The sequence below is a fragment of the Sphingomonas sp. genome (genome assembly GCF_035944535.1).
GTDB lineage: Bacteria > Pseudomonadota > Alphaproteobacteria > Sphingomonadales > Sphingomonadaceae > Sphingomonas_B.
The window spans coordinates 304,605-327,865 of sequence record NZ_DASZBC010000003.1; the positions used below are offsets into that span (position 1 = coordinate 304,605).

The 23,261-nt window shown below is 64.9% G+C and carries 20 protein-coding genes, 1 tRNA gene and 1 pseudogene; 15 read left to right on the forward strand and 7 right to left on the reverse strand.

Annotated elements, in window-relative coordinates; translation table 11 throughout:
• The first annotated feature begins 353 nt into the window (after positions 1–353).
• From VGT77_RS03355 to VGT77_RS03365, 3 genes are all read left to right on the forward strand, one after another.
• Complete coding sequence (locus VGT77_RS03355) at positions 354–1,283, forward strand: hypothetical protein (RefSeq protein ID WP_327459551.1); 930 nt, start codon at positions 354–356, stop codon at positions 1,281–1,283.
• Positions 1,181–1,918, forward strand: coding sequence for a TonB-dependent receptor (locus tag VGT77_RS03360; protein WP_327459613.1), 738 nt, complete (start codon positions 1,181–1,183; stop codon positions 1,916–1,918). Before VGT77_RS03355 ends, VGT77_RS03360 begins: the two co-directional genes overlap by 103 nt.
• A 63-nt stretch (positions 1,919–1,981) precedes the next feature.
• Entirely contained in the window at positions 1,982–3,229 is a 1,248-nt protein-coding gene (locus VGT77_RS03365) for a Xaa-Pro peptidase family protein (protein ID WP_327459553.1), read from the forward strand.
• Between the two features lie 25 nt (positions 3,230–3,254).
• On the opposite strand, the gene VGT77_RS03370 is transcribed toward VGT77_RS03365, so the two are convergent.
• Positions 3,255–3,328 (reverse strand) — tRNA-Cys (locus VGT77_RS03370).
• Positions 3,329–4,140: 812 nt separating this feature from the next.
• Positions 4,141–4,947, reverse strand: coding sequence for a hypothetical protein (locus tag VGT77_RS03375; protein WP_327459619.1), 807 nt, complete (start codon positions 4,945–4,947; stop codon positions 4,141–4,143).
• Here VGT77_RS03375 and VGT77_RS03380 point away from each other — a divergent pair.
• The 6 genes and pseudogenes from VGT77_RS03380 to VGT77_RS03405 all read left to right on the forward strand — a co-directional run bounded on the left by VGT77_RS03380 (position 4,846) and on the right by VGT77_RS03405 (position 12,699).
• Positions 4,846–5,320 (forward strand): annotated as a pseudogene (locus VGT77_RS03380) (alpha/beta hydrolase-fold protein). The gene VGT77_RS03375 and the pseudogene VGT77_RS03380 sit on opposite strands and share 102 nt — an antisense overlap.
• Before the next feature lie 401 nt (positions 5,321–5,721).
• Positions 5,722–6,363: a protein-L-isoaspartate O-methyltransferase gene (locus VGT77_RS03385; protein WP_327459554.1), complete on the forward strand. Its 642-nt coding sequence runs from the start codon at positions 5,722–5,724 to the stop codon at positions 6,361–6,363.
• 21 nt (positions 6,364–6,384) lie between these two features.
• Positions 6,385–7,836 carry a TolC family outer membrane protein gene (locus tag VGT77_RS03390; protein WP_327459556.1) on the forward strand — a complete coding sequence of 484 codons (1,452 nt, stop codon included), beginning with the start codon at positions 6,385–6,387 and terminating at the stop codon, positions 7,834–7,836.
• Positions 7,837–7,871: 35 nt separating this feature from the next.
• The gene (locus VGT77_RS03395) at positions 7,872–8,366 is read left to right on the forward strand and encodes a DUF2497 domain-containing protein (protein ID WP_327459558.1); all 495 of its coding nucleotides are present in this window, start codon (positions 7,872–7,874) and stop codon (positions 8,364–8,366) included.
• A gap of 165 nt (positions 8,367–8,531) precedes the next feature.
• On the forward strand, positions 8,532–11,222 hold the full coding sequence (locus VGT77_RS03400) for a valine--tRNA ligase (RefSeq protein WP_327459560.1): 2,691 nt from the start codon (positions 8,532–8,534) through the stop codon (positions 11,220–11,222).
• A 28-nt stretch (positions 11,223–11,250) separates the two neighbouring features.
• The gene (locus VGT77_RS03405) at positions 11,251–12,699 is read left to right on the forward strand and encodes an MATE family efflux transporter (protein ID WP_327459561.1); all 1,449 of its coding nucleotides are present in this window, start codon (positions 11,251–11,253) and stop codon (positions 12,697–12,699) included.
• Here VGT77_RS03405 and VGT77_RS03410 read toward each other — a convergent pair.
• The gene (locus VGT77_RS03410) at positions 12,683–13,570 is read right to left on the reverse strand and encodes a diacylglycerol/lipid kinase family protein (protein WP_327459563.1); all 888 of its coding nucleotides are present in this window, start codon (positions 13,568–13,570) and stop codon (positions 12,683–12,685) included. The two genes, VGT77_RS03405 and VGT77_RS03410, sit on opposite strands and share 17 nt — an antisense overlap.
• Positions 13,571–13,606: 36 nt before the next feature.
• Between VGT77_RS03410 and hemB the strand changes: the two genes are divergently transcribed.
• The 6 genes from hemB to VGT77_RS03440 are packed head-to-tail and all read left to right on the forward strand — an operon-like array spanning position 13,607 to position 18,281.
• Entirely contained in the window at positions 13,607–14,602 is a 996-nt protein-coding gene (hemB, locus tag VGT77_RS03415) for a porphobilinogen synthase (RefSeq protein WP_327459565.1), read from the forward strand.
• The gene (locus tag VGT77_RS03420) at positions 14,602–16,857 is read left to right on the forward strand and encodes a fused MFS/spermidine synthase (RefSeq protein WP_327459567.1); all 2,256 of its coding nucleotides are present in this window, start codon (positions 14,602–14,604) and stop codon (positions 16,855–16,857) included. Before hemB ends, VGT77_RS03420 begins: the two co-directional genes overlap by 1 nt.
• 30 nt (positions 16,858–16,887) lie before the next feature.
• Entirely contained in the window at positions 16,888–17,160 is a 273-nt protein-coding gene (locus VGT77_RS03425; RefSeq protein ID WP_327459569.1) for an Lrp/AsnC ligand binding domain-containing protein, read from the forward strand.
• A gap of 59 nt (positions 17,161–17,219) precedes the next feature.
• Positions 17,220–17,585 carry an EamA family transporter gene (locus VGT77_RS03430; protein WP_327459571.1) on the forward strand — a complete coding sequence of 122 codons (366 nt, stop codon included), beginning with the start codon at positions 17,220–17,222 and terminating at the stop codon, positions 17,583–17,585.
• On the forward strand, positions 17,582–18,079 hold the full coding sequence (locus VGT77_RS03435) for an EamA family transporter (protein WP_327459573.1): 498 nt from the start codon (positions 17,582–17,584) through the stop codon (positions 18,077–18,079). The genes VGT77_RS03430 and VGT77_RS03435 overlap by 4 nt, the downstream gene beginning before the upstream one ends.
• A gap of 31 nt (positions 18,080–18,110) precedes the next feature.
• Positions 18,111–18,281 (forward strand): hypothetical protein, encoded by a 171-nt coding sequence (locus tag VGT77_RS03440; protein WP_327459575.1) that lies wholly within the window; start codon positions 18,111–18,113, stop codon positions 18,279–18,281.
• Positions 18,282–18,313: 32 nt separating this feature from the next.
• Here the strand turns inward: VGT77_RS03440 and rpoD are convergent, their stop codons facing one another.
• From rpoD to VGT77_RS03460, 4 genes are all read right to left on the reverse strand, one after another.
• On the reverse strand, positions 18,314–20,350 hold the full coding sequence (rpoD, locus tag VGT77_RS03445; protein WP_327459577.1) for an RNA polymerase sigma factor RpoD: 2,037 nt from the start codon (positions 20,348–20,350) through the stop codon (positions 18,314–18,316).
• 19 nt (positions 20,351–20,369) lie between these two features.
• Positions 20,370–22,229, reverse strand: coding sequence for a DNA primase (gene dnaG / locus VGT77_RS03450; protein WP_327459579.1), 1,860 nt, complete (start codon positions 22,227–22,229; stop codon positions 20,370–20,372).
• A complete protein-coding gene (locus VGT77_RS03455) occupies positions 22,226–22,606 on the reverse strand; it encodes a GIY-YIG nuclease family protein (RefSeq protein WP_327459581.1) in 381 nt (126 codons plus the stop codon). Before VGT77_RS03455 ends, dnaG begins: the two co-directional genes overlap by 4 nt.
• A 107-nt stretch (positions 22,607–22,713) precedes the next feature.
• Positions 22,714–23,166 (reverse strand): GatB/YqeY domain-containing protein, encoded by a 453-nt coding sequence (locus VGT77_RS03460; protein ID WP_327459583.1) that lies wholly within the window; start codon positions 23,164–23,166, stop codon positions 22,714–22,716.
• Positions 23,167–23,261 lie beyond the last annotated feature (95 nt).

Consider the following 23,261-nt stretch of genomic DNA (forward strand, 5'->3'; position numbering starts at 1 on the left):
TTCCCCGCCGCAACAAGGCGATATCGGCTGAACCGTCAAGCGGGGCGTGGGCGGGCGACTTATCGTTGTCATCGATTGGTGCTTCCCGTTACGACGAGAAGGGCATCAAAGGGGGGCGTTGCAGGGTTGGTCGTGCGTTCCGCTTGCCGCAGCTTTGCTTATTACCGCGGTGCCGGTTTCGGCGCAGCTGGCCCCCGAAGCCGAGCGTGAAGGCGACATCATCGTCTATGGCCGGGCGCTGCCGCAAATCGGGATCGCGATCAGCGGGTCGCAAGGCGTGGTCGGCTATCGAGACTTCGAGGATAAGCCGCTAAGTCGTGTGGGCGAGCTGGTCGAGAATGTTCCGGCGATGATTGCGACTCAGCATCGCCACCTCCAGCCGCCTTGCAGCACCCATTGCCGAGGCAACGATCGGCAGCTTCGGCCATTATCGGGGCCTGGTCGCCGGGAGCAGCGAAGTCGGTGACGGCGACCTGCTGCTGGCGCTGGAAGGCACGCATTCAAACGGACCGTGGCAACTGGACGAGAATCTCCGGAAGCTGAACGGTTTTGCCAAGCTGTCCGGTGCAAACTGGAGCATAGGCCTGACCGGCTACCATGCCCGCTGGAGCGCCACCGATCAGGTGCCTCAACGCGCCATTGACGCTGGGCTGATCGACCGGTTCGGCAATGTCGACCCCGATCTGGGCGGTCGCACCACGCGCTTCGGCCTGACCGGTCAGGCGAAGATCGGCGGCACAGAGCTGCGCCTGTTCGCGGTCCGCTATCTTTTCCGGCTCACCTCCAACTTCACTTATTTTCTTGGCGACCCGGCAAATGGCGACCAGTTTCAGCCGCGGGATCGGCGCACCGTTTTCGGCGGGTCACTCCGGCACACTGTGCCGGTCGCTGTCGCAGACCGGCCGATCAGCCTGAGCTTCGGCGCCGATGCGCGATGGGATCACATCGATACGATCGGGCTCTACCCCTCCGTCGCCGGACGCAGGACCGGCGTGGTCCGCGAGGACGGCGTCGATGAATATAGCGGCGCGCTTTTACTGGAGGGAAGCGCTGCGCTCACTGATCGCCTGCGGCTGACGCTCGGGGCCCGTGGCGACCTATATGGCTATACAGTCGACGCCGCAGCAATCCCCTCAACTCCGGCAGGGGCACTGACGCGATCCTCAGTCCGAAAGCGGCGCTGGCCTGGAGAGCCGGCGACGGCGTCGAGTTGTACGCAAATTTTGGGGAAAGCTTCCATTCGAACGACGTACGCGGTGCGTCGATTCGCGTTGACCCTCTGACCGGCGAAACCGTGGATCGCGTCCAGGTCTTGGTTAAGGCACGCGGCTCGGAGCTTGGCGCGCGGATCGAGCGGCCGAACTTTACGGCGTTTCTGGTCGGCTACCATCTTTCTTTGGGATCCGAGCTGGTCTTTGTCGGCGATGGCGGCGCGACCGATCCGCATGATGCCACGCGGCGTATCGGAGCAGAAGCGACCTTGTTCTGGCGGCCGCTATCCTGGCTTGCCCTGGATGCTGCCGGAGGGATCACCCGCGCACGTTTCCGCAATCTTCCAGCGGGGCAGAGACGCATCCCCAACTCCGTATCCCGTGTGATGTCCGGCGGCGCCGAAGCCACCTTGGGGAGTGGCATGTCGACGGCGCTCCGCATCCGCCACTTTGCCGCGGCGCCGCTGATCGAGGATGGCAGCGCCCGCTCGCGACCAACGACGCTCTTCAATCTCGGCGCTTATTGGCGGCGCGGGCCTGCGAAGATTGGGCTCGACGTGTTGAACCTATTAAACGCGAAAGAGGCCGACATCACCTATTTCTACGCTTCACGATTGCCGGGAGAACCGGCAGAGGGCGTGGAGGATTATCATCTTCATCTTGTCGAACCACGCCAGGTGCGCGCCTCGCTGAGGCTGAGCCTCTAGAGAAACTCTAGAACCGCTTCTCGAGTCTCGACACCTGGACTCGCTGGCAGCTACGGTTCGGACATGAACCGTCGTGAGCTCCTCATGTCAGCCGGCCTGGTCGGTCTTTCGGCCTTGTTCCCGAACCCCGCTTTGGCTGCCGAGATCGACACGTCCGACCTGCAGCCAATCACCCGCGACGTGGTACCGATCGGGCGGGAGGAGCGGGCACGAAGGGTCGCGAGGGCGCAGGAGCTGATGCGGCGGCACGGCATTGGCGCAGTGCTGATCGAGCCCGGCTCCTCGCTCGTCTATTTCACCGGCGTGCGCTGGAGCCGCAGCGAGCGGCTGACCGCGGCGGTGCTGCCGGTCACCGGCGAACCGCTGATCGTCACGCCCTATTTTGAGAAGCCGTCAGTCGAGGAGTCGCTCGGCATTCCAGCCGAGATCCGCGTCTGGCAGGAAGATGAGAGCCCAGTCGCGCTGATCGCTGCCTGCCTAAAGGAGCGGCGGCTCGACCGAGGCACCATCGGCATCGAGGAGACGGTGCGCTTCTTCGCAAGCGACGGCCTCGCACGGGCCGTTCCGGGCGCCCGCATTGTCTCCGCCAACCCGGTCGTGCGCGGGTCACGCATGATCAAGACGCCGGCCGAGATCGCGCTGATGCAGAAGGCGGCGGACGTGACGGTCGCTGCCTATCGCTGGACGGTGCCGCGCATCCGCGAGGGCATGACGCCGGCGGAGATCGGCGCGCTGATGAACGCGGCCACGACGAAACTCGGCGGCAGGCCGGAGTTCGCGCTCGTTCTGCTCGGAGAAGCGGCGGCCTATCCCCATGGCACCGGCAAGCCGCAGCGGGTGCGCGAAGGCGAAGTCGTGCTGATGGACTGCGGCTGCACCGTCGAAGGCTATCAGTCGGATATCAGCCGCACCTTCGTGCCCGGCCGCGCACCCGACGAGGTCCGCAGAGTGTGGGAGCTGATGCGCGAAGGCCAGAATGTCGCCATGCGCACCGCCCGGATCGGCATGCCCGCCGGCGCGGTCGACGATGCCGTGCGTGCCTTCTACGAGCGCCAGGGCTTCGGCCCCCGCTACAAGCTGCCCGGTCTGTCGCACCGCACCGGCCACGGCATCGGTATGGACGGACATGAGCCCGTCAACCTGGTCCATGGCGAGACGACCCCGCTGGCGCCCGGCATGTGCTTCTCGAACGAACCCGGCATCTACCTGCCGGGCAAGTTCGGTGTACGGCTGGAGGATTGCTTTCACATGACGCCGGCGGGCCCGCGCTGGTTCTCCGAACCGCCGCCGAGCCTCGACCGGCCCGTCTGACGGCCGACAGCACATATCAGGAAAGTGGAGGCCCGACCGGGAATCGAACCCGGGTGCAAGGATTTGCAGTCCTCTGCGTCACCACTCCGCCATCGGGCCAAGTGACTGGACTTTGCCGGAAAAATCGCGCCGGTCCGAGTGGCCCGACACGCTTTCCGCAGCTGCGTCCGCGGTCGCGTGCGGCCTTAGAGGCCGGTTTCCGTCTTGGCAATGCCAGCCTTAGCGACAACAAGGCCACGAGCGTTGGCGAGGAGCGTCGGTGACGATCGAAACCATCTCCAGCTGGCGCAGCCATGGCGCAGCGTCGGGAGAGCTTGACGCTCCTGTTACTAAAATCAGCACTTCGAAACGGTTCAACTAACGTTACTGTGAACTTGTTGCGCCTAGCTGCCTTGAGGGGCAGAAAGCATCCACGCTCTCCTTACCATGTACCAAAGGTAAGCTATTGCAGATACACCAAACACGACAGCGAAGAATGTGCGAACTTCTTGGTATGCAACAGCAATTCCGAACGAGCAACCAATAATCGCACCAAGAACTAACTCTACTGCCGAAACTCTCCAAAACTCTTTAGTTAATCTTCTTTCCATCGTGAATAGAAATATTGTTGCGTTGACCCAGAATAGAGTTTTCGACGCAAATGGCGCCGCCACAGTTACAAATATTAGGCTAGCTGCATCGGTCATTTCAAGACCTCACAAGCACTAGCCTCAGCCGCCTTAGACGAAAGTATTTTTAATCCCAACTGAGACACCTTAGAGAACCCTTGCGTGGCGCCGAGGACGCCTAAACCAACTTTCACTCCAACCGCGGCGCCGCCGCCGGTAAACGACCCTATGCCGGACGCAATCGCGCCCCCCACGTCGCCATCAATCAGCTTCAAAGTCGTCCCGAGCACCCCTGCACCGGCACTAACGACCCTGGCTCAGGCTGCAAGGCTCCCCTACCTCGGTCGTCACCCTAACCAGTCGCGAGCGCAGCGGCCGCAACCCAATCTCGCGGTGAAGCGCGGCGCCCAGCGCCGATCCGTCACAGAGGCCCTCGCGATTCATGAGGCCACGGCGCCGCCACGCGGCCATCCACCGTCCCGGCGAAAGCCCTTCGAGCAGGCCCGGGCGCCGGGCGAGGCGGTCCGAGGTCGCGAGCCACTGCTCGAGTTCAGCGTCCTCCATTAGACGTGCGACCTCGAGGGCGTCAGTCGGGGCGTCGTCCGCCGGAAGGGCCAGCATCGCGCGCTCGAGTTCCGCCAGCTCGACCGGAGCCGCCGTCGAACCAGGCTCGCGCCCGGCGGCGCCCGCGAAGCGATCAAGCCAGCGCGCGAGGCGCTCCCGCTGCACGACGTCCAGGCCGAGCAGGGTCCTGCCGTGCGCGGTTGCCCATGCGCGATATGGCTCGGGATCCTCAATCGCCAGCGCGTCGGGCGTCCGCTCCAGGACCTCTCCCCGCGACGCCTCGGCGGCGTGGAATGCGCGCAGGTCGCCTCCAAACGTCTTGGCGCTCCCGTCGTCAGTACCGAAGGCCCGCGTCTCCGCAAGTGGGCTGCCTTCCCAGCGCGCTGGCAGCCAGAGCCGCGCCGTAGGCGCGCAGATCTCCTGCAGCACCGCCAGTCTGCCGGGATCGAGCGCCGGCCAGCGTGTGGCGGAGCGAAGGCAGGGCGGGCCCACCCGAGCGAAGTCACGGGCACGGATATGGTGTTTCCCGTGTTCGTGCCCGACCATGCGGAAGGCGCAAGGCTGCCCGTGATCTGGTATCTTTCGGGGCCTGACCTGCACGTACGCGAACGTCACCGAAACGGACGAGCATCGCGCCGCCTGTGCGGAGTTGGGGCTGATCTTCGTCGCGCCAGACATGAGCCCGCGGGGGTGATGGCGTGGCCACGGCGGGCGTGTAGCCGATCTGCTCGTGGACCAGGGGGAGCCGGACAAATTTCTGGCCGAGCAGCTTCGCCCCGAGCTGCTGAAGGCCGTGTGCGATAGGGCCGGCATTCCGCTCACCCTTCGGATGCAGCCTGGCTACGACCATAGCTATTACTTTATCTCCAGCTTCATGGCCGATCATCTGCGCTGGCATGCGGAGCGGCTGACGAGGTGAACGGGGCCGACCTGGACGCGCGTCGAACGCCATGCGGCACGCGAGGGATCACTGCTGTCGATCCTGCACGGCGTCCAGGCTGCCCAATGCTGGTCACCGTGTCCGCGCCCATGTCGTTTTCGCTCGAATGTGCTGCTGGAGCCGGGCTTGAACTGATCTCGCTCGCCCACTCAGATTCTTTCCTCCTATCAGGCTAGCCTGTCCGCCCGCGAACAGACCCTGTTCGTTTTCGGACGCTTGCCGCTGCTCCGGCCTGCGCTTCGCAGAGGGGCAGAGCGCTGGCACGGGCTTTGCTGAAGAAGGGGCATGTCGCGCTTGGCGTCCCTTTCTCCTGCCGATAAGACGCAGCTGGTGTGCAAGTGTATTGCGCAACTAAGACAGTTATGCGAAGAGGCAGCCCGATGACCGAGCAGAATTTCGAAGCGATGCGCCGCGCGATGGTCGAAAGCCAGCTGCGCACGACCGGGGTGAACGATCCTCGCGTGATCGCCGTGATGGCTGCCGTCCCGCGGGAACGCTTCGTGCCTGAGGAGTGGCGCACGCTCGCTTATATGGATCGCCCGGTGCCGGTCGGGGGCGGCCGTGAGCTCAACATGCCGGAAGCGACCGGCCTGTTGCTCACCCACGCGGCCGTGACTCGGCTGGACCGGGTGCTGCTTGTCGGCGCTGCCACCGGCTATACGGCTGCCCTGCTGGCGGAACTTGCCGGCGAGGTGGTGGCGCTTGAAGAAAACGCCGCTCTCGCCGCTGAAGCAGTCCACATCGCCAATGTCGAATGGGTGCAGGGTCCGCTCAGCCAAGGCTGGGCAGCGGGTGCGCCTTATGACCTGATCTTCATTGACGGCGCCGTCGAGCAGCTGCCGGACGCGCTTCTCGCGCAGCTGAAGGAAGGCGGCCGCCTTGCCGCAGCCATTCACGAGAAGGGCGCCACCCGTCTCGGCATCGGCCGCAAGTCCGGCAACGGCTTTGGCATGGATCTCTTCGCCGATTGCGAGGCGGTGCGGCTGCCCGGCTTTGAACGGCCCAAAAGCTTCGTCTTTTAACCAGAGAGTGAACCCAAGAGCATGCGCCTGACTGTTTCCGTCCTGATCACCTCCGTGGCCGCGCTGGCGCTTGCCGGGCCGTCGGCAGCGGAGACGCTACAAGGCGCGCTCGCCAAGGCCTATAACGCCAACCCGACCCTCACCGGCGCCCGTGCCCAACAGCGCGCGACCGACGAGACGGTCGTCATTCAGCGCGCGCAGGGATTGCCCAGCCTTCAGGCGAACAGCACCTTCGCGGAAAACGTGCTCATCCCGCCGGGACAGGTCACGACTGTCGGACGCACTCTTCAGAACCAGCTTCAGCTGAACGTCCCCATCTATCAGGGCGGCTTGGTGAAAAACAATGTGCGTGCCGCCAACCAGCGCGTGCTCGCCGGGCAAGAGACGCTGCGCGCGACGGAGAGCAGCGTCTTCAGCCAGGTCGTCGCCGCATATAACGACGTCATCCGCGACCAAGCGATCGTGGAGCTGAACCGCGCCAATGTGCGTCAGCTGGACGTCAATCTGACTGCAACGCGCGACCGGTTCGAGGTCGGCGATCTGACCCGCACCGACGTTGCCCAGTCCGAAGCGAGGCTGCAGCTCGCGCGCGGCGATCTGCGCACGGCGGAGTCGAACCTGATCGCAAGCCGGGAGCGCTATGTGGCGCTGGTCGGCGACATCCCCAATGATCTGGCGCCGCCTCCGCCCTTGCCGAACCTGCCGGGAACGCCGGAGCAGGCGATCGCTGTGGCCGTGCGCGAGAATCCCGATCTCCAGGCCGCTGCCCGCAATCGTCAGGCAGCCCGTTTCGACGTGTTTGCGGCCGACGCGTCGCGTCTGCCCCGGCTGTCTGGATATGCGCAGGGCGCGAGCAACAACTTTCTCGGCTCGGTTCAGTCCTCCATTCCCGGGCTGAACCTGCCGAACCAGCAGACATCGGCCTCGCTGGGCTTGCAGGCATCGTTCCCGCTCTACCAGGGCGGCGGGCCTTCGGCGCAGGTGCGTCAGGCTCAGGCAAGACAAAGCCAAGCGTTCGAGCGTGAGATCGAAGTCGAAAGGTCGGTTGTGCAGCAGGTGCGCGCAGCCTTTGCCAGCTGGCGCGCGAGCCAGGATGTCATCCGCTCGGCCGAGGCCGCCGTATCCGCCAACCGGCTGTCGCTCGAAGGCGTCCGCGCCGAGAACAGCGTCGGCAATCGCACGATCATCGAGATCCTGAACGCGGAGCAGGAACTGCTCAATGCCCAGGTCCAGCTCGTAACCGCCCGACGCAACGCCTATGTCGCGGCCTTCACCCTGCTTGCCGCAATGGGCCAGGCCGAAGCGCGCGACCTCAATCTCGACGGCGTCGCGCTCTACGATCCGACGCGCAATTACCGGCGCGTGAAGAGCATCTTCGTCGATTGGGACAGCGATCCGACGCCGCGTCCGGTCGCGACGCGCACCGTTGACACGCCCGCGCTCAATCCGGAGAACATCGTCGGCCCGAAATAGCCGAACGGGGTTTGAGCGTGTCCAAAGAGCCGTCGATGGAGGAGATTCTATCTTCCATCAAACGCATCATCGCCGAAGAAGGGGAGGCGCCGTCCTCCCGTGCCGTGCGCGCGGAGCCCGAGGAAGAGCCGGAGGTGCTGGAGCTGACGCAAAGCTTTGCCGAGCCGGAGACGATGCAGCCGGTCGAGACCACGCCAGAGCCGATCAGCGCAGAGGAAGCCCCCGCGATCGCCACCGCGCCCGTTGCGCCGCCTGCGCGGCCGTTCGTCACGCCTGCCGCACCGTCGCCCGCGTCTCCGGCCGAAACCCTGATCTCGCCCCAGGCAGCAGACGCGACCCGCCAGGCGCTGGCGTCGCTTTCTCACCTGATCGTGAAACCCGAAGACCCCGCCGCCGACAACACGCTCGAAGGCCTGGTCCGCGAGATGCTGCGGCCGATGCTGAAGGAGTGGCTCGACGCGAACCTGCCGGGCATCGTGCAAGCGACGGTCGACCGCGAGGTCGCCCGCATCAGCGGCCGCACGCTTTAGCACTCCCGTCATCCCGAACTTGATTCGGGATAAGGCATTCGTCACTCGTGCACCGGCGCTATCCGCCGAACCTCCCGCAACACCACCCTTATCCCGAAACAAGTTCGGGATGACGATCTTGGGGGAACTTGGCGTCGCGCGCATCCCTCGTCTAAGGCCCCGCGCATGAGCGAGTTGCCGAAGACCTTCGACCCGAGCGCGATCGAGGCGCGCTGGTATCCCTATTGGGAGCAGAACAGCCTGTTCCGCCCCGAACGGCCGGACGCCGAGCCCTTTACCATCGTCATCCCGCCGCCCAATGTCACCGGCTCGCTGCACATCGGCCACGCGCTCGACAACACGCTACAGGACATCCTCATCCGCCATGCGCGGCTAAAGGGCAGGGATGCTCTTTGGGTCGTCGGCACCGACCATGCCGGCATCGCCACGCAGATGGTCGTGGAGCGCAACCTCAACAGCCAGGGCGTCAAGCGCACCGACATGCCGCGGGAGGCGTTCGTCGAGCATGTCTGGGAGTGGAAGGCGCAGTCGGGCGGCCAGATCACCCGTCAGCTCCGCCGCCTCGGCGCCTCCTGCGACTGGGCGAACGAGCGCTTCACCATGGACGAGGGCTTCAGCCGCGCCGTGCTGAAGGTTTTCGTCGAGCTCTACCGCCAGGGCCTGCTCTACCGCGACAAGCGCCTGGTCAATTGGGACCCGAAGCTCGGCACGGCTATATCGGACCTGGAGGTGGAGACCAAGGAAGTGCAGGGCCAGTTCTGGCACTTCCGCTATCCGTTGGCGGACGGCTCCGGCCGCATCTCGGTTGCGACCACCCGGCCAGAGACCATGCTCGCCGACATGGCCGTGGCGGTGAACCCGGACGACGAGCGCTACAAGCACCTGATCGGCGCCCAGGTGCGGCTGCCGATTACCGGCCGGCTAGTGCCGATCGTCGCCGACGAACATGCCGATCCGGAACTCGGCTCCGGCGCCGTCAAGATCACGCCCGGGCATGATTTCAACGACTTCGAGGTCGGTGTTCGAGCCGGGTTCAAAGCCGGCGAGATGCTCAACATGCTCGACGCCCAAGCGCGGGTCGTGCAGACGCAGGATGGGTTGGTGCCTGAGGCGCTGCTCGGGCTCGATCGTCTCGACGCGCGCAAGCAGGTGGTGGCGCTGATCGAAGCGGAAGGGCTGCTGGAGAAGGTCGAGGATCGCACCATTCAAACGCCGTTCGGCGACCGCTCCGGCGTGGTGATCGAGCCGTGGCTGACCGACCAATGGTATGTCGACGCGAAGACGCTGGCAGGTCCGGCGATCGAGGCGGTGCGTTCGGGCACGATCAAGGTCGTGCCGGAAAGCTGGACCAAGACCTATTACAACTGGATGGAGAATATCCAGCCCTGGTGCGTCTCGCGCCAGCTCTGGTGGGGGCACCGCATCCCGGCCTGGTATGCCGAGGATGGCCGGGTTTTCGTCGCTGAGACCGAGGAGGAGGCACAGCGAGAGGCCGGCAACGTCCCGCTCCGCCGGGACGAGGACGTGCTCGACACCTGGTTCAGCTCCGCGCTGTGGCCATTCGGGACATTGGGTTGGCCGGAAGCAACGGGGGCACTCACCCGCCACTACCCCAATGACGTTCTGATCTCCGGCTTCGACATCCTGTTCTTCTGGGATGCGCGGATGATCATGCAGGGTTTGCACTTCATGAAGGAAGTGCCGTTCAAGACCCTGTATCTACACGGACTTGTCCGTGCTGCCGACGGCTCAAAAATGTCCAAGTCCAAGGGCAATACGGTCGATCCGCTTGGCCTGATCGACAAGTACGGCGCGGACGCGTTGCGCTTCACGCTGGCCGCGATGGAAAGCCAGGGCCGCGACGTGAAGCTCGATGAGCGCCGCGTCGAGGGCTATCGCAATTTCGCGACCAAGTTGTGGAACGCGACCCGCTTCGCCCAGTCGAACGGCATCGGCGCGTCTTACTCGCTGGAGCCGCCTGCCGCCACGCTGCCGGTCAACCGCTGGATCGTCGGCGAGACGATCCGGACCGTGCAAAAGCTCGACCTCGCGCTCGCCGACCTGCGCTACGACGAGGCGGCGAACACCATCTATCAGTTTGTCTGGAGCCAGTTCTGCGATTGGTATCTGGAGCTGATCAAGCCGGTGCTTGCCCTTGGCGAGCCGCTCCCCGGCGGAGGCCGGGGCCCAGGCAGCGCCGAAGCTGGACCCCGGCCTGCGCCGGGGAGCGTGGACGAGACGAGGCAGGTCGCCGGCTGGGTGCTCGACCAGATCCTCGTCATGCTCCACCCGTTCATGCCCTTCATCACCGAAGAGCTGTGGCATGCGCTGGGCGAGCGGCCGTACGACCTGATCGTCGCCAAATGGCCGATCGCGGATGCTCGCGCGATTGATCCGGAGGCGGCGAAGGAGATTGACTGGCTGATCCGTCTGGTGAGCGAGGTCCGCACGGCCCGCACGGAGCTGAACGTCCCGCCCGGTGCCCGCGTGCCTTTCTCCGTCGCGGATGCGAGCGGCGAAACGGAGCGGCGACTGGCTGCCCATGCCGCAGCCATTGCGCGCCTCGCCCGCATCGAGCCGAGTGCCACGCCGGGCGGACAGGCCCAGATCATTGTCGATGAAGCGACCTATGCGCTTCAGCTCGGCGACGTGATTGACCTCGAAGCCGAGCGGGCGCGCCTCGCCAAGGCGATTGCGGCGGCGGAGAAGGAGCGAGACTCGCTCGCGGGGCGCCTAGGCAACCCGAGCTTCGTCGAACGTGCCAAGCTCGAAGCTGTCGAAAAGGCGCGCGCCGACCATGCCGACAAGGCGGCGGAAGCGGAGCGGCTGACAGCGGCATTGAAGCGTTTGGGCTGATCGTGGCCCCCGACGCGTTCTGAGCGGAATGGCCGCCTCTCAGCAAAGACGAGACCTGACGCAGGGACCGATCGGCAGCGCCTTGCTGATGTTCGCGTTGCCGACGCTTGGCTCCAGCGTGCTCCAGTCGCTGAACGGTTCGATCAATACCTTCTGGGTCGGGCACTTCCTGGGCGAGGAGGCGCTGGCCGCCACGTCCAATGCCAACATGATCATGTTTTTGATGAACGCCTTCGTTTTCGGCTTCGGCATGGCCGCGACGGTGCTGATCGGGCAGAGCTATGGCCGTCGCGACATCGACGCCGTGCGCCGGACGATCGGGACGGCCGTCGGCGCCTTCGTGCCGATGACGATCCTCATCGCCGTTCTGGGATGGGTCTTTGCGCCGCACATCCTCGACCTGCTCAGCACGCCCCCGGGTGCGTGGCAGCTGGCGCTCGACTATCTGCGGGTGATCTTCATCGCCATTCCGCTGTCGCTGATTATCGTCCTGCTAATGATGGGGCTGCGCGGCGTCGGCGATTCGATGACGCCACTCTATTTCATGATCGTAGCGGTGGTGCTGGACAGCGGCTTGAACCCGGTCTTCATCGTCGGACTGGGGCCGTTCCCGGCGATGGGCATTGCCGGCGCGGCAATGGCGACAGTAATCGCCAATCTTGTCGGCCTGATCGCGATGGTCGCCTTCATCTATATGCGCGACTTGCCGCTGCGGCTGCGCGGGGCCGAGTTGCGCTATCTGCGTCCGGAGTCCGCCATGCTGCGGACGATCACGGCAAAGGGCTTTCCGATGGGCCTGCAGATGATCGTCATCTCGGTCGCCGCCCTGGTGATGATCGGCCTCGTCAATGAGGAAGGCGTGGACACGGCTGCGGCGTTCGGCGTGGCCCAGCAGCTCTGGACCTATGTGCAGATGCCGGCGATGGCGCTCGGCGCGGCAGTGAGCGCGATGGCGGCGCAAAATATCGGCGCCGGCAGATGGGACCGTGTGTCGCGCATCATGCGCTCGGGTCTGACCTTAAACGTGGTGATGACCGGCGGGCTGGTGATCGCGCTGATCCTGCTCGACCGGCCAGCTCTCGCCATATTCCTCGACCCCGACAGCCCCGCCACGGCGATCGCGCGGCATATCCAGATGATCGCGACCTGGAACTTCGTGCTGTTCGGCATGACGATGGTCTTTTTCGGCATCGTCCGGGCGAATGGGGCGGTGTTCGCGCCGCTGATCATCCTGTTCGTCGCGATGTTCCCGGTGCGGCTGACCTTCATCGCTCTGGCTCGACCCGCGCTCGGCGCGGATGCGCTGTGGCTGAGCTTCCCGCTCGCTTCCATCGTCACCGTCGTGCTTGCAGGGCTCTACTATCGCTTCGGAGGCTGGCGCGAGGCGAGGATGACGGTACCGCCCAGCAAGGAGGAATGCGTCGAGGAGGCGCTCGGCACCTCCGAACCGGCCGGACGCCTCAATCCGGCGGCGTAGAGCGCGGCGCGGCCACTTCGATAATTCCGGGGGCAACATGAGCGGTGACCGGGGTATGGGCGAGCACTTCGCCATCGATCGAGATCGGCAGCGGCGGATCGGTGGAAATGCGCAGTTCCACCCCGTGAAACTCGCGCACGTTCCGCTCGCGACCCTTGAGCTTTAGGATGCTAGCGGCCCAGCTCCACAGCAGGCGGTGGCGAGCGTCGCCGAGCACAGCCTGCACGATGATCTCTCCGCTATCGACTTCGGCGTCCTCGACCAGCTCGGTGCCGCCATGATAGCGTCCGTTGGCGATGCGCACTTCCACCGCATCCACCGTCTCGTTGCCGACGGTCAGCTTGAACGGGCGGAAGCGGGTGAACTGCCATGCCGCCCAGCCGAAATAGCCGACGCGGCCAAGCCAGCGCTTCAGATTGTGCGGCACTGTCTCGGCGATCAGAGGCGACATGCCGATGGCGGCGCAATTGGCGAAATAATCCTTGTCGATCATGCCGAGATCGATCCGCCGCCGCTCGCCGGTGGCGATCACCTCGACGGCGCCTTCCAGGTCGAGCGGAATGCCCAGCGTGCGCGCGAAGCTGTTGGCGGTGCCGAGCGGAAGCAGCGCGAACACCGTTTCGTGCGGCACGAAATCGTCGACGGTGGAGGAAAGCGTGCCGTCGCCGCCGCCGACGATGATCATCGGTGGATCACTTTCCAGCAGCCGCTGGATGGTCGGACGCAGCTGTGCCGGATCGCGCACACCCTCAGTGGCGATCAGTTCGATGCCGTTCTGGATCAGCAGCGCCTGGGCACGTTGATAAAGGTCGCGGCCTTTGCGCGACTTGGCGTTGACGACCAAGGCTGCGCGCTTGGGAAGTGGTTTCACTGGCGTCCTAACGCGGCTTCAGGCTAGTCGGGCCCCATGCATAGCGCCGCTTATCCCGCGCTGCGACTCCGTCGCACCCGCTCCTCAGCCTGGAGCCGCGCCCTCCACGCCGAAACCGTCCTGACGCCTGCCGACCTGATCTGGCCGCTCTTCATTGTCGAAGGGGAGGGGGTCGAGCAGCCAATCCCGACCATGCCCGGCGTGTCGCGCTGGTCGGTCGACCGCATCGTCGAACGCGCGCGCGATGCTGCCTCGCTAGGCATTCCCTGCCTCGCCCTGTTCCCCAACACGCCCGAGGGGCTGCGCACCGACGATGGGGGCGAAGCGCTCAATCCCGACAATCTGATGTGCCGGGCCATTCGGGCCATCAAGGACGCGGTGCCGCAGATCGGCGTGCTGACCGATGTGGCGCTCGATCCTTACACCGCGCACGGCCATGACGGGCTGGTCGACGAGCGCGGCTATGTGCTGAACGATGCGACCAAGGATGTGCTCGTCCGTCAGGCGCTGAATCAGGCTAGTGCCGGCGCCGACATTATCGCGCCGTCCGACATGATGGACGGGCGCGTGGCCGCCATCCGTGAGGGCCTCGAAGCCGATGGCCATGTCAACGTGCAGATCATGGCCTATGCCGCAAAATACGCCTCGGCCTTTTACGGCCCGTTCCGCGACGCAGTCGGCTCCCGCGGGCGGCTGCAGGGCGACAAGAAGACTTATCAGATGGACCCCGGCAATGCCGAGGAAGCGCTGCGCGAAGTCGAGATGGACCTGGCCGAGGGCGCCGACACGGTGATGGTGAAGCCGGGTTTGCCCTATCTCGATATCATTCGACGCGTGAAGGAACGATTCGAAGTGCCGGTTTTTGCTTATGCCGTGTCCGGCGAATATGCGATGATCGAGGCCGCCGCCGCCGCGGGCGCCGGCGACCGCGACGCGCTGGTGCTGGAGAGCCTCACAGCGCTCAAGCGCGCCGGCTGTTCGGGTGTGCTGACCTATCACGCCCCACTGGCCGCACGGCTGCTCGGCCGCTGATGGCCACCGCTGCGGCGAGCTTGGTCGAGGATCAGGCACAGGAAGGTCGGCGGGATCTCGGGCCGCTGTTTATCGGCACCATCTTCGTCGGCTCGTTCCTGCTGTTCCTGGTGCAGCCGATGATCGCCCGCATGGCATTGCCCCGGCTGGGCGGCGCGCCGGCGGTGTGGAACAGCGCGATGCTGGTCTATCAGGCGCTGCTGCTTGGCGGCTATGCCTATGCCCATGCGTTGTCGCGGCTGAACGTCCGCAACCAATCCTTCGTCCATCTGCTGCTGCTCGCTTCGGCGGCGCTGCTGCTGCCGATCGGCTTGATCGGCCAGGTGCCGCCGCCGAACGCCTCGCCGGCCCTCTGGGTGCTGTGGCTGCTGCTGGTCTCTATCGGGCCGCTCTTCCTTGCCGTTTCGGCGCAGGCGCCGATGATCCAGCGCTGGTATGCTGCGGCGAGCGGGGGCAGGGACCCTTATCCGCTCTACGCCGCGTCCAATCTCGGCAGCTTCACCGGCCTGCTGAGCTATCCCCTGCTGGTCGAGCCGCGGCTCAGCCTGGGCCAGCAGAGTACGCTCTGGACAATTGGTTACGTTATCCTTTTCGTCCTGACGCTCGCCTGCGCGGCGGTGCTGCCCCGCGCCGGAGTCGATACGTCGGACGCTGGCTACACGGCAGAGCGGCGTCCTGCCCTCGGGCGGCGGCTCTGGTGGGTGGTGCTGGCGGCGGTCCCGTCGGGGCTGATGCTGTCGACGACCACCTACCTGACCACCGACATCGTTGCCATGCCGATGCTGTGGGTGATCCCGCTCGGCCTCTATCTGCTGAGCTTCACCTTGGCGTTCGGCGAGGAGCGCGGCGCGGTGGTGTCGCTCTGTCGCCTTTCGCCCCTGATTGTCCTGGCATTCGGCGGCATGGCGATCCGGCACGCGCCCGGCCAGCCCTTCTTCATGGCGATGGTGGAGCTGCTGCTGCTCTTCACCATCGCCGTGACGCTCCATGCCGAAATGTACCGGACCCGACCGGCGCCGATCCATCTCACTAGCTTCTACCTCTGCATGTCGATCGGCGGAGCGCTGGGCGGCGTCTTCTCGGGCCTGCTCGCGCCCGTCCTGTTCGACTGGACCTATGAGCATCCGCTGCTGATCCTCGCCGCCGCCGCGCTGCTGCCGCAGCATTATCTATTCGGCTGGATCGAGCGGCTATGGTCGAGCAGGTCGCGCGCGATGGTCCTGACGGCCGCCATGCTGGTCCTGACCATTGCCCTGGTCACCATCACCCTGGAGCAGCCCTGGCGCTGGATGTGGGGCCGCTCGACATGGATCGGCGCCGGTGCCATCGGCGTGCTCACCTTCTTCTGCATCGGCAGGCGCTTGCCTTTTCTGATCGGCGTCGCGGGCATGATGCTGGTCTTTGGCGGCTATGACTCGCTGCGGCTATCGCTGACGCCCGAGGCGCGCTCGCGCAGCTATTTCGGCGTTTATACCATCCGGGACGAAGATGACGTCCGCACGCTTGCCCATGGCACCACCTCGCACGGCATCCAGATCCTGACCAAGGGTCGCGAGCGGGAGCTGACCAGCTATTACAGCGCTTTCTCCGGCGTGGGTCAGGCGCTGTTCAAGCTGCCCGCGGTCGCTGGACCCGATGCGCGGGTTGGCTCGGTCGGCTTGGGCACCGGAACGCTCGCCTGCTACACGCGGCCAGGCCAGAGCTGGCGCATCTACGAGATCGACCCGACCGTCATTCAGATCGCCCGTTATTCCGGCAAGTTCACCTACCTGTCGCGGTGCAACCCGCAGGCGCAGATCGTGCTCGGCGACGCCCGCCTCAGCCTGCAGCGGGAGCCGAGCCAAAGCCTCGATTTCCTCTCGCTCGACGCTTTCTCCTCTGATGCGGTGCCGATGCACCTGCTCACGCGCGAGGCGTTCCGTATCTATGGCCGGGTGCTGGCGCCCAAGGGCATGCTGCTGGTTCACATTTCCAACCGTTTCCTGCAGCTGGAGCCGGTGGTCGCCGCCGCCGCGCGGGAGGGTGGCTGGCATGCCGCGCGCTATGACGACACGATCCCGGCCAACTCGGAATATTACGACTATATCAACAGCTCGAGCTGGGTGCTGATGACCCGCGATCCCTCGGTGCTGCGGCGCATCACCAGCGATCCTCCGCCATCCGGCAAATGGCGCCCCTTGCGCGAAGATTCTGACTTTGCCGGCTGGTCCGACGATTATGGCAGCATCCTGCCGCTGCTGAAGGTGCTGCGTTGAGATCGCGACGGCAAACGCTATAGCCGGGCCATGAGCTACACGCGTCTTTTCATCCAGGTGAAATGCGAGCCCGGTTTCGCGGACGAGGTCGGGGCGCAGATCGTCGATCAGATCGACGAAGTGCTGGAAGTTTATTCGACCACCGGCAACTACGACCTGCTGGTCAAGGCCAAGCTGGCCGACGTGCAGAAGATGGCGCCGATCGTGCAGGGCAAGCTGCACAAGATCGGGCACATTCGCGAGACGAACACCTTTCTAAGCTTCAGCGTCTTCGGCCGCGACATCGGCGAGTTCGTTTCCTGAGCGAAACCGGCGCGGCCGCACCCCCAGCCGATTCCCACCTGCCGCTCAGCCACGCGCTGTTGGCCCTGGCCGTGGTCGCGGTCTGGGGCACCAACTTCGTCGTGATCAAGGTCGCGCTCGATGCGCTGCCGCCGATGACCTTCGCGACGCTCCGCTACATCTTCGCATTGCTGCCGGCCGTGCTGTTCATCCGGCGCCCGCAAGTGCCGTGGCGAAGCCTGGCGCTTTACGGCGTGGCGATCGGCTTCGGCCAGTTCGGGCTGTTGTTCATCGCGATGGACGGGCTGATCTCGCCAGGCCTCGCTTCGCTCGTTGTCCAGATGCAGATCTTCTTCACCATCGGCCTGTCCGTTTGGTTTACGGGCGAACGGCTGAACGCTTTCAGCTGGGCGGCCTCGCCCTGGCGACCGGCGGGCTGGGAGTGATCCTGGCTCATACCGACGCGACGACCACGCCGCTTGGGCTCGCGCTGGTGCTGGCCGCAGCGCTGAGCTGGGGCATCGGCAATCACGTCGCAAAGGTCAGCGGCACGCGCGACATGCTCGGCTTCGTCGTCTGGGCGAGCCTCTTTTCGATCCCGCCGCTGCTGATCGGAGCCCTGATCGCCGATGGACCAGAGCGGATCGCCGCGAGCGTCTCTGCAGCCGGCTGGCAAACCTGGGCGGCCGTGCTCTGGCAGTCCGTCGGCAACACGCTGTTCGGCTATTCGGCCTGGGGCTGGCTGCTGTCGCGCCATCCCGCCTCGACCGTTTCCCCTCTTTCGATGCTGGTACCAGTATTCGGGATGACGGCTTCAGCACTGCTGCTGGCGGAACCGCTCCAGGACTGGAAACTACTGGCCGGCGCGCTGGTGATGGGCGGCCTCGCGCTGAACCTGCTCTGGCCGCAGCTTCGCCGCTTGCGGGGAACCGCCGCATAAGGCACTCTCCACGCGAAGGGACGCGGGGACGATGAAGCATTACCGGGTGAACAAGCTCACCAAGCCGGGCGGGCAAGTCGTGAAGAAGAAAGACATTCTCGCGAACAACGAACAGCAGGCGCTCGCCACGGCCGAGCAGGACGACGACTGCCCCGTGTGTGACGTGTGGCAGGGCGGCAAAAAGGTCGGCTCCATCACCTGAGCCGTGAAGCGGGCGCTGAGGCCCGCCTGCCGCTACTGATCCAGGAAGCTCCGCATTTTCCGGCTGCGACTCGGATGCTTCAGTTTGCGCAGCGCCTTTGCCTCGATCTGACGGATGCGTTCGCGGGTCACGCTGAACTGCTGGCCGACTTCCTCGAGCGTGTGGTCGGTGTTCATGCCGATGCCGAAGCGCATGCGCAGTACGCGCTCCTCACGCGGCGTGAGCGAAGCGAGAACACGGGTGACCGTTTCCTTCAGGTTCGCCTGAATGGCGGCGTCCACCGGGATGACCGCGTTCTTGTCCTCGATGAAGTCGCCGAGGTGCGAGTCCTCCTCGTCGCCGATCGGCGTCTCGAGAGAAATCGGCTCCTTGGCGATCTTCATCACCTTGCGCACCTTCTCCAGAGGCATGGAGAGGCGCTCGGCCATTTCCTCAGGCGTCGGCTCGCGGCCCTGCTCGTGGAGGAACTGGCGGGAGGTGCGGACCAGCTTGTTGATCGTCTCGATCATATGGACCGGAATGCGGATCGTCCGCGCCTGGTCGGCGATCGAGCGGGTGATCGCCTGCCTGATCCACCAAGTGGCGTAAGTGCTGAACTTATAGCCGCGGCGATATTCAAACTTATCGACGGCTTTCATCAGGCCGATATTGCCTTCCTGGATCAGGTCCAGAAACTGCAGGCCGCGGTTGGTGTATTTCTTGGCAATCGAGATCACGAGGCGGAGATTGGCCTCGACCATCTCCTTCTTCGCGATCCGCGCCTCGCGCTCGCCCTTTTGCACCATGTTCACGATGCGCCGGAACTCAGGCAGCGCCATGCCGGTCGCCTGGGCGATTTCGGCAATCTCGGAGCGAATCCGTTCGACCGCGTCTGCTTCGTTGGCCGAGAAAGCGGCCCATTTCTTGTCGACGCCCTTGACCGTCTCCAGCCAGCCCTCGTCGAGCTCGCGGTTCACATAGCGGTCGAGAAAATCCTTGCGCGGAACCTTGTGGCGCTCGGCCAGGCGCAGCATCTGACCGCCGAGCGCAGTCAGGCGGCGATTATAGCTGTAGAGCTGATCGACGAGATATTCGATCTTGGCATTGTGGAACTGCACGCTCTCGACCTCAGCGGTGAGGTCTTCGCGCAGCTTCTGATACTTCTTCTCGTCGGCCGGGGAGAAGGGGGCCCCGCCGCCCATCGCGTCGAGACGCGCGGCCTGCAGCTTCGAAAACTTTTTGAACAGCGCCGTGATGCTGGCAAATTTCTCCAGCGCGGCCGGCTTCAGCTGCTCTTCCATCTGCGCGAGCGAGAGAGTGTTGTCCTCCTCTTCATCGTCGCTGGGACGCGGCGCGCGCCGTTCGGTCATCGACTCTTCGTCTTCGTCGACGGCCTGGGCTTCCTCGACCTCTTCCTCTTCCTTGAAGGAAGGGCCGGCAGTCTTTTCAGAAATCTCACCGTCACCGCCTTCTTCCTCGTCGGTGAGGTTTTCGGGCGCCGGATCCTTGTTCAGCATGGCATCGAGATCGAGGATCTCGCGCAGCTGCATCGTGCCTTCGTTCAAGGCGTTCGACCAGCCAATAATCGCGTTGAACGTGATTGGGCTTTCGCACAGCCCCAGAATCATCGTGTCGCGGCCGGCCTCGATCCGCTTGGCGATCGCGATCTCGCCCTCGCGGCTGAGCAGCTCGACGGCGCCCATCTCACGCAGATACATGCGCACCGGATCGTCGGTGCGGTCGACCGTCTCTTTCTTCTTCTCGATCGCCGGCGAGGAGAAGCCGTCGCCACCTTCGGCCGCGACATCGGTGTCGTCGTCCTCGGGCTCCTTGTCCACCTCGCCGTCCTCGCCCGCCTCGTCATTCTCGACGATGTTGACGCCCATGTCGTTGAGCGCGGACATGATGTCCTCGATCTGCTCGGATGACATCTGATCCTGCGGCAGCGCCTCGTTCAGCTCGTCATAGGTGATCACGCCGCGCTTCTTGGCGCGGGCGATCAGCTTTTTGATCGAGGCTTCGTTGAGGTCGATCAGCGGGGCATCGCCGCCCTCGGGCTTTTCGACCTGTTCTTCCATCTGCTTCGCCATTCAACCGCCCGAACGTAAATCAGTTTGCGCCTTCGTCGTCCTGCATCAGATTTGCAAGCCGCCGATCGATATCCACCCGCATTTCCAAGAGCCGTTGCTGCTCCTCGTAAGTCGTCTCGTCGAACGACTCCTTAAGCCGCGCCGTGGCCGCGGCGAGCGCCGCATCGAGTTCCGGCCGCTCGACCATCACCTGGATGGCCTCCGCCAACTCGGCCCGGGCACGATCCGGCTCCGCATCCTTCCGCGTGAAGGAGAAGGGAAGGCTGTCGGCCCGCAACAGGTCTCTGGCGAGCCCGTCGAACTCGCTTGCGCGCAATATGGTGGCGAGTCGCTCGGTATCAAGCGCCTGCTCGTGCAGCGCCAGATCGACGAGCGAGTCGATCAGCCGTGCGACCAGCGGATCGGCCAACTGCAGCGCGTGCAGCGCCTCTGCGTGGCGGGCCAGCATATCAGGGAAACGAAGCAGCCCGGTGACCACGCCTTTGACGAGCACCCGGTCGATGCCGGTTGCGCCAACCATCTTGGTCTCCGCCTGTGCCGAAGCGGGCGGAGGCGGCTGCCAGCGCGCACCGGGTCGATAAGCCGCGCGGAATCCTGGCTGAAAGGGTCGGCGAGAAACGTTTTTCCGCTGGAGGAAGTTCGTCTCGAAACGCTCGCGGAACTCGGCCTGATATTGCTGGCGGACGTGCGGGTCGCCGATCGCGGAAGCCAGCTCGTTCAGCCGCTTGCGCAGCCCTGCCTTCTGCTCTGGTGTGGCGAGCGGCTCCGCGGCGACTTCGTGGTTCCAAAGCCGGTCGACCAGAGGCTCTGCGGCCAGCGCCTCTAACGCCGCCGCGCCCCCGGAGCGGACGAGATCGTCCGGATCCTGCCCCTCCGGGAGGGTCAGGAAGGCGAGCGATCGACCGGGGGCAAGGCCCGGCAGGGCGCGCGTCGCAGCCCGAAATGCCGCTTTTTGTCCCGCCGCATCGCCATCGAAGCAGAGCAGGGGGGCGTCGACTTGGCGCCACAGCCGCTCGATCTGGTGTTCGGTCAGAGCGGTTCCGAGCGGGGCCACAGCCTCATCAATGCCCGCCTCAGCGAGCGCGATCACATCGAGATAGCCCTCGACCACGATCATGCGGCCAGCCTTACGAGCAGCGGGAGCGGCACGGTCGAGATTGTAGAGAGTGCGGCCCTTGTCGAAGAGCGGCGTGTCGGGGGAGTTCAGATATTTCGGCTCGCCCTGGCCGATGATCCGGCCACCGAAGGCGATGATGCGCCCGCGCGGGTCCCGGATCGGGATCATCAGCCGGTCGCGGAAGCGGTCATAAGGCTCCTTGCCCTCGACTTCGATCAGCAGCCCCGCCTCGACCAGCATGGCGTCGCCGAAGGTGGCGAGGGCGCGGCGAAGCCCGTTCTTGCCGTCGGGCGCGTAGCCCAGGCCGAACGCCTTCCGCGTCGCCTCCTTGATGCCGCGCTTCTCGACATAAGCGCGGGCAGCCGCGCCGGAGAGACCTGCATATTGCTCCTCGAACCAGGCAGCGGCCGCAGCCATGACATCGTGCAGCGACTTGGCCCGCTCCGCCCGCGCCGCCTCCCGCGCATCGGGCGCCGGCAGCTCCAGATTGGCGGCCTGGGCCAGCTCCTTCACCGCTTCCATGAACGGCAGCCCGCGCTGGTCCGTCATCCACCTTATCGCATCGCCATGGGCCCCGCAGCCGAAGCAATGGTAGAAGCCCTTCTCGTCATTGACGTAGAAACTGGGCGTCTTCTCATTGTGGAACGGACAGCAGGCAGCGAACTCGCGGCCCTTTCTGGTGAGTTTCAGCGTCTTGGAGACGAGCGCCGACAGCAAAGTGCGCGCGCGGAGTTCGTCAAGAAAGGCGGGGGAGAGGGTCATGCGTCTGAGCCGCGCCCTTCGACTTCGCTCAGGACGAGCGGAGTTGCTTGGCTGTAACCCTTGTCGCTCGTCCCGAGCGAAGTCGAGGGGCGCTCGTGGGGAGACCGGGCGTAATGACCCACCAACGACCAGTCACCCGCAATCAGAGCTTCTTTTTTGGCACGCGACCAGTTCTTGATCCGCCGCTCGAATGCAAACGCATCATCGCGGCTATCGCACGCAGCGCACCAGACCAGTTCGACTGGCCTGCGCCGCCTGGTCCAGTCGGTAGCAAGCCCCTGTTGATGTTCCCACAACCGCTTGTCGAGATTGTCGGTATGCCCAGCATAGTAGGAGTCGTCCGAGCACCGGAGCATATAGACCCAATAGTGCTGCATTGACTCCGTGCCAGCGCCCCTCGACTTCGCTCGGGACGAGCGATTCTGTTGAGCTGCAAACCTAAACGTTCGTCCCGAGCGAAGTCGAGGGGCGTGGCTCCGAGCCCCTAAGAGAGCGCCGCCTTCACCGCTGCACTCGCCTTGCTCATGTCGAGCTTGCCGGCATGCCGCGTCTTCAGTTCGGCCATGACGCGGCCCATGTCTTTCACGCTGGAGGCCCCGATCTCAACCTTGATGGCTTCGATTGCCGCGGCCGTCTCCGCCTCGTCCATCATCCGTGGCAGGAAGCGTTCGATCACCGCCACTTCCGCCGCTTCCGCTGCGGCGAGCTCCGGCCGGTTGCCCTGTTCGTAGAGCGCGATCGATTCGCGGCGCTGCTTGACCATCTTCTGCAGCACTTCGCTAACCAGCACATCGTCGTCGTCCGGCGCCTTTCCGGTGCGCAGCTCGATGTCGCGGTTCTTGATGGCGGCCTGGATCAGGCGGATGGTGGCAGTGGTCTCCTTGTCGCCGCCCTTCATGGCGGTGACGAGGGCGGTCTTGATGTCGTCTCGAATCATTTCCGCCGTCTAGCAGGTTGACCGGGCGCGTCACCTTCCCTAGCTGCGGAGCCTTAGCGACATTGCTGCCAAACCATCTGAAGGAGCCTGCCAGA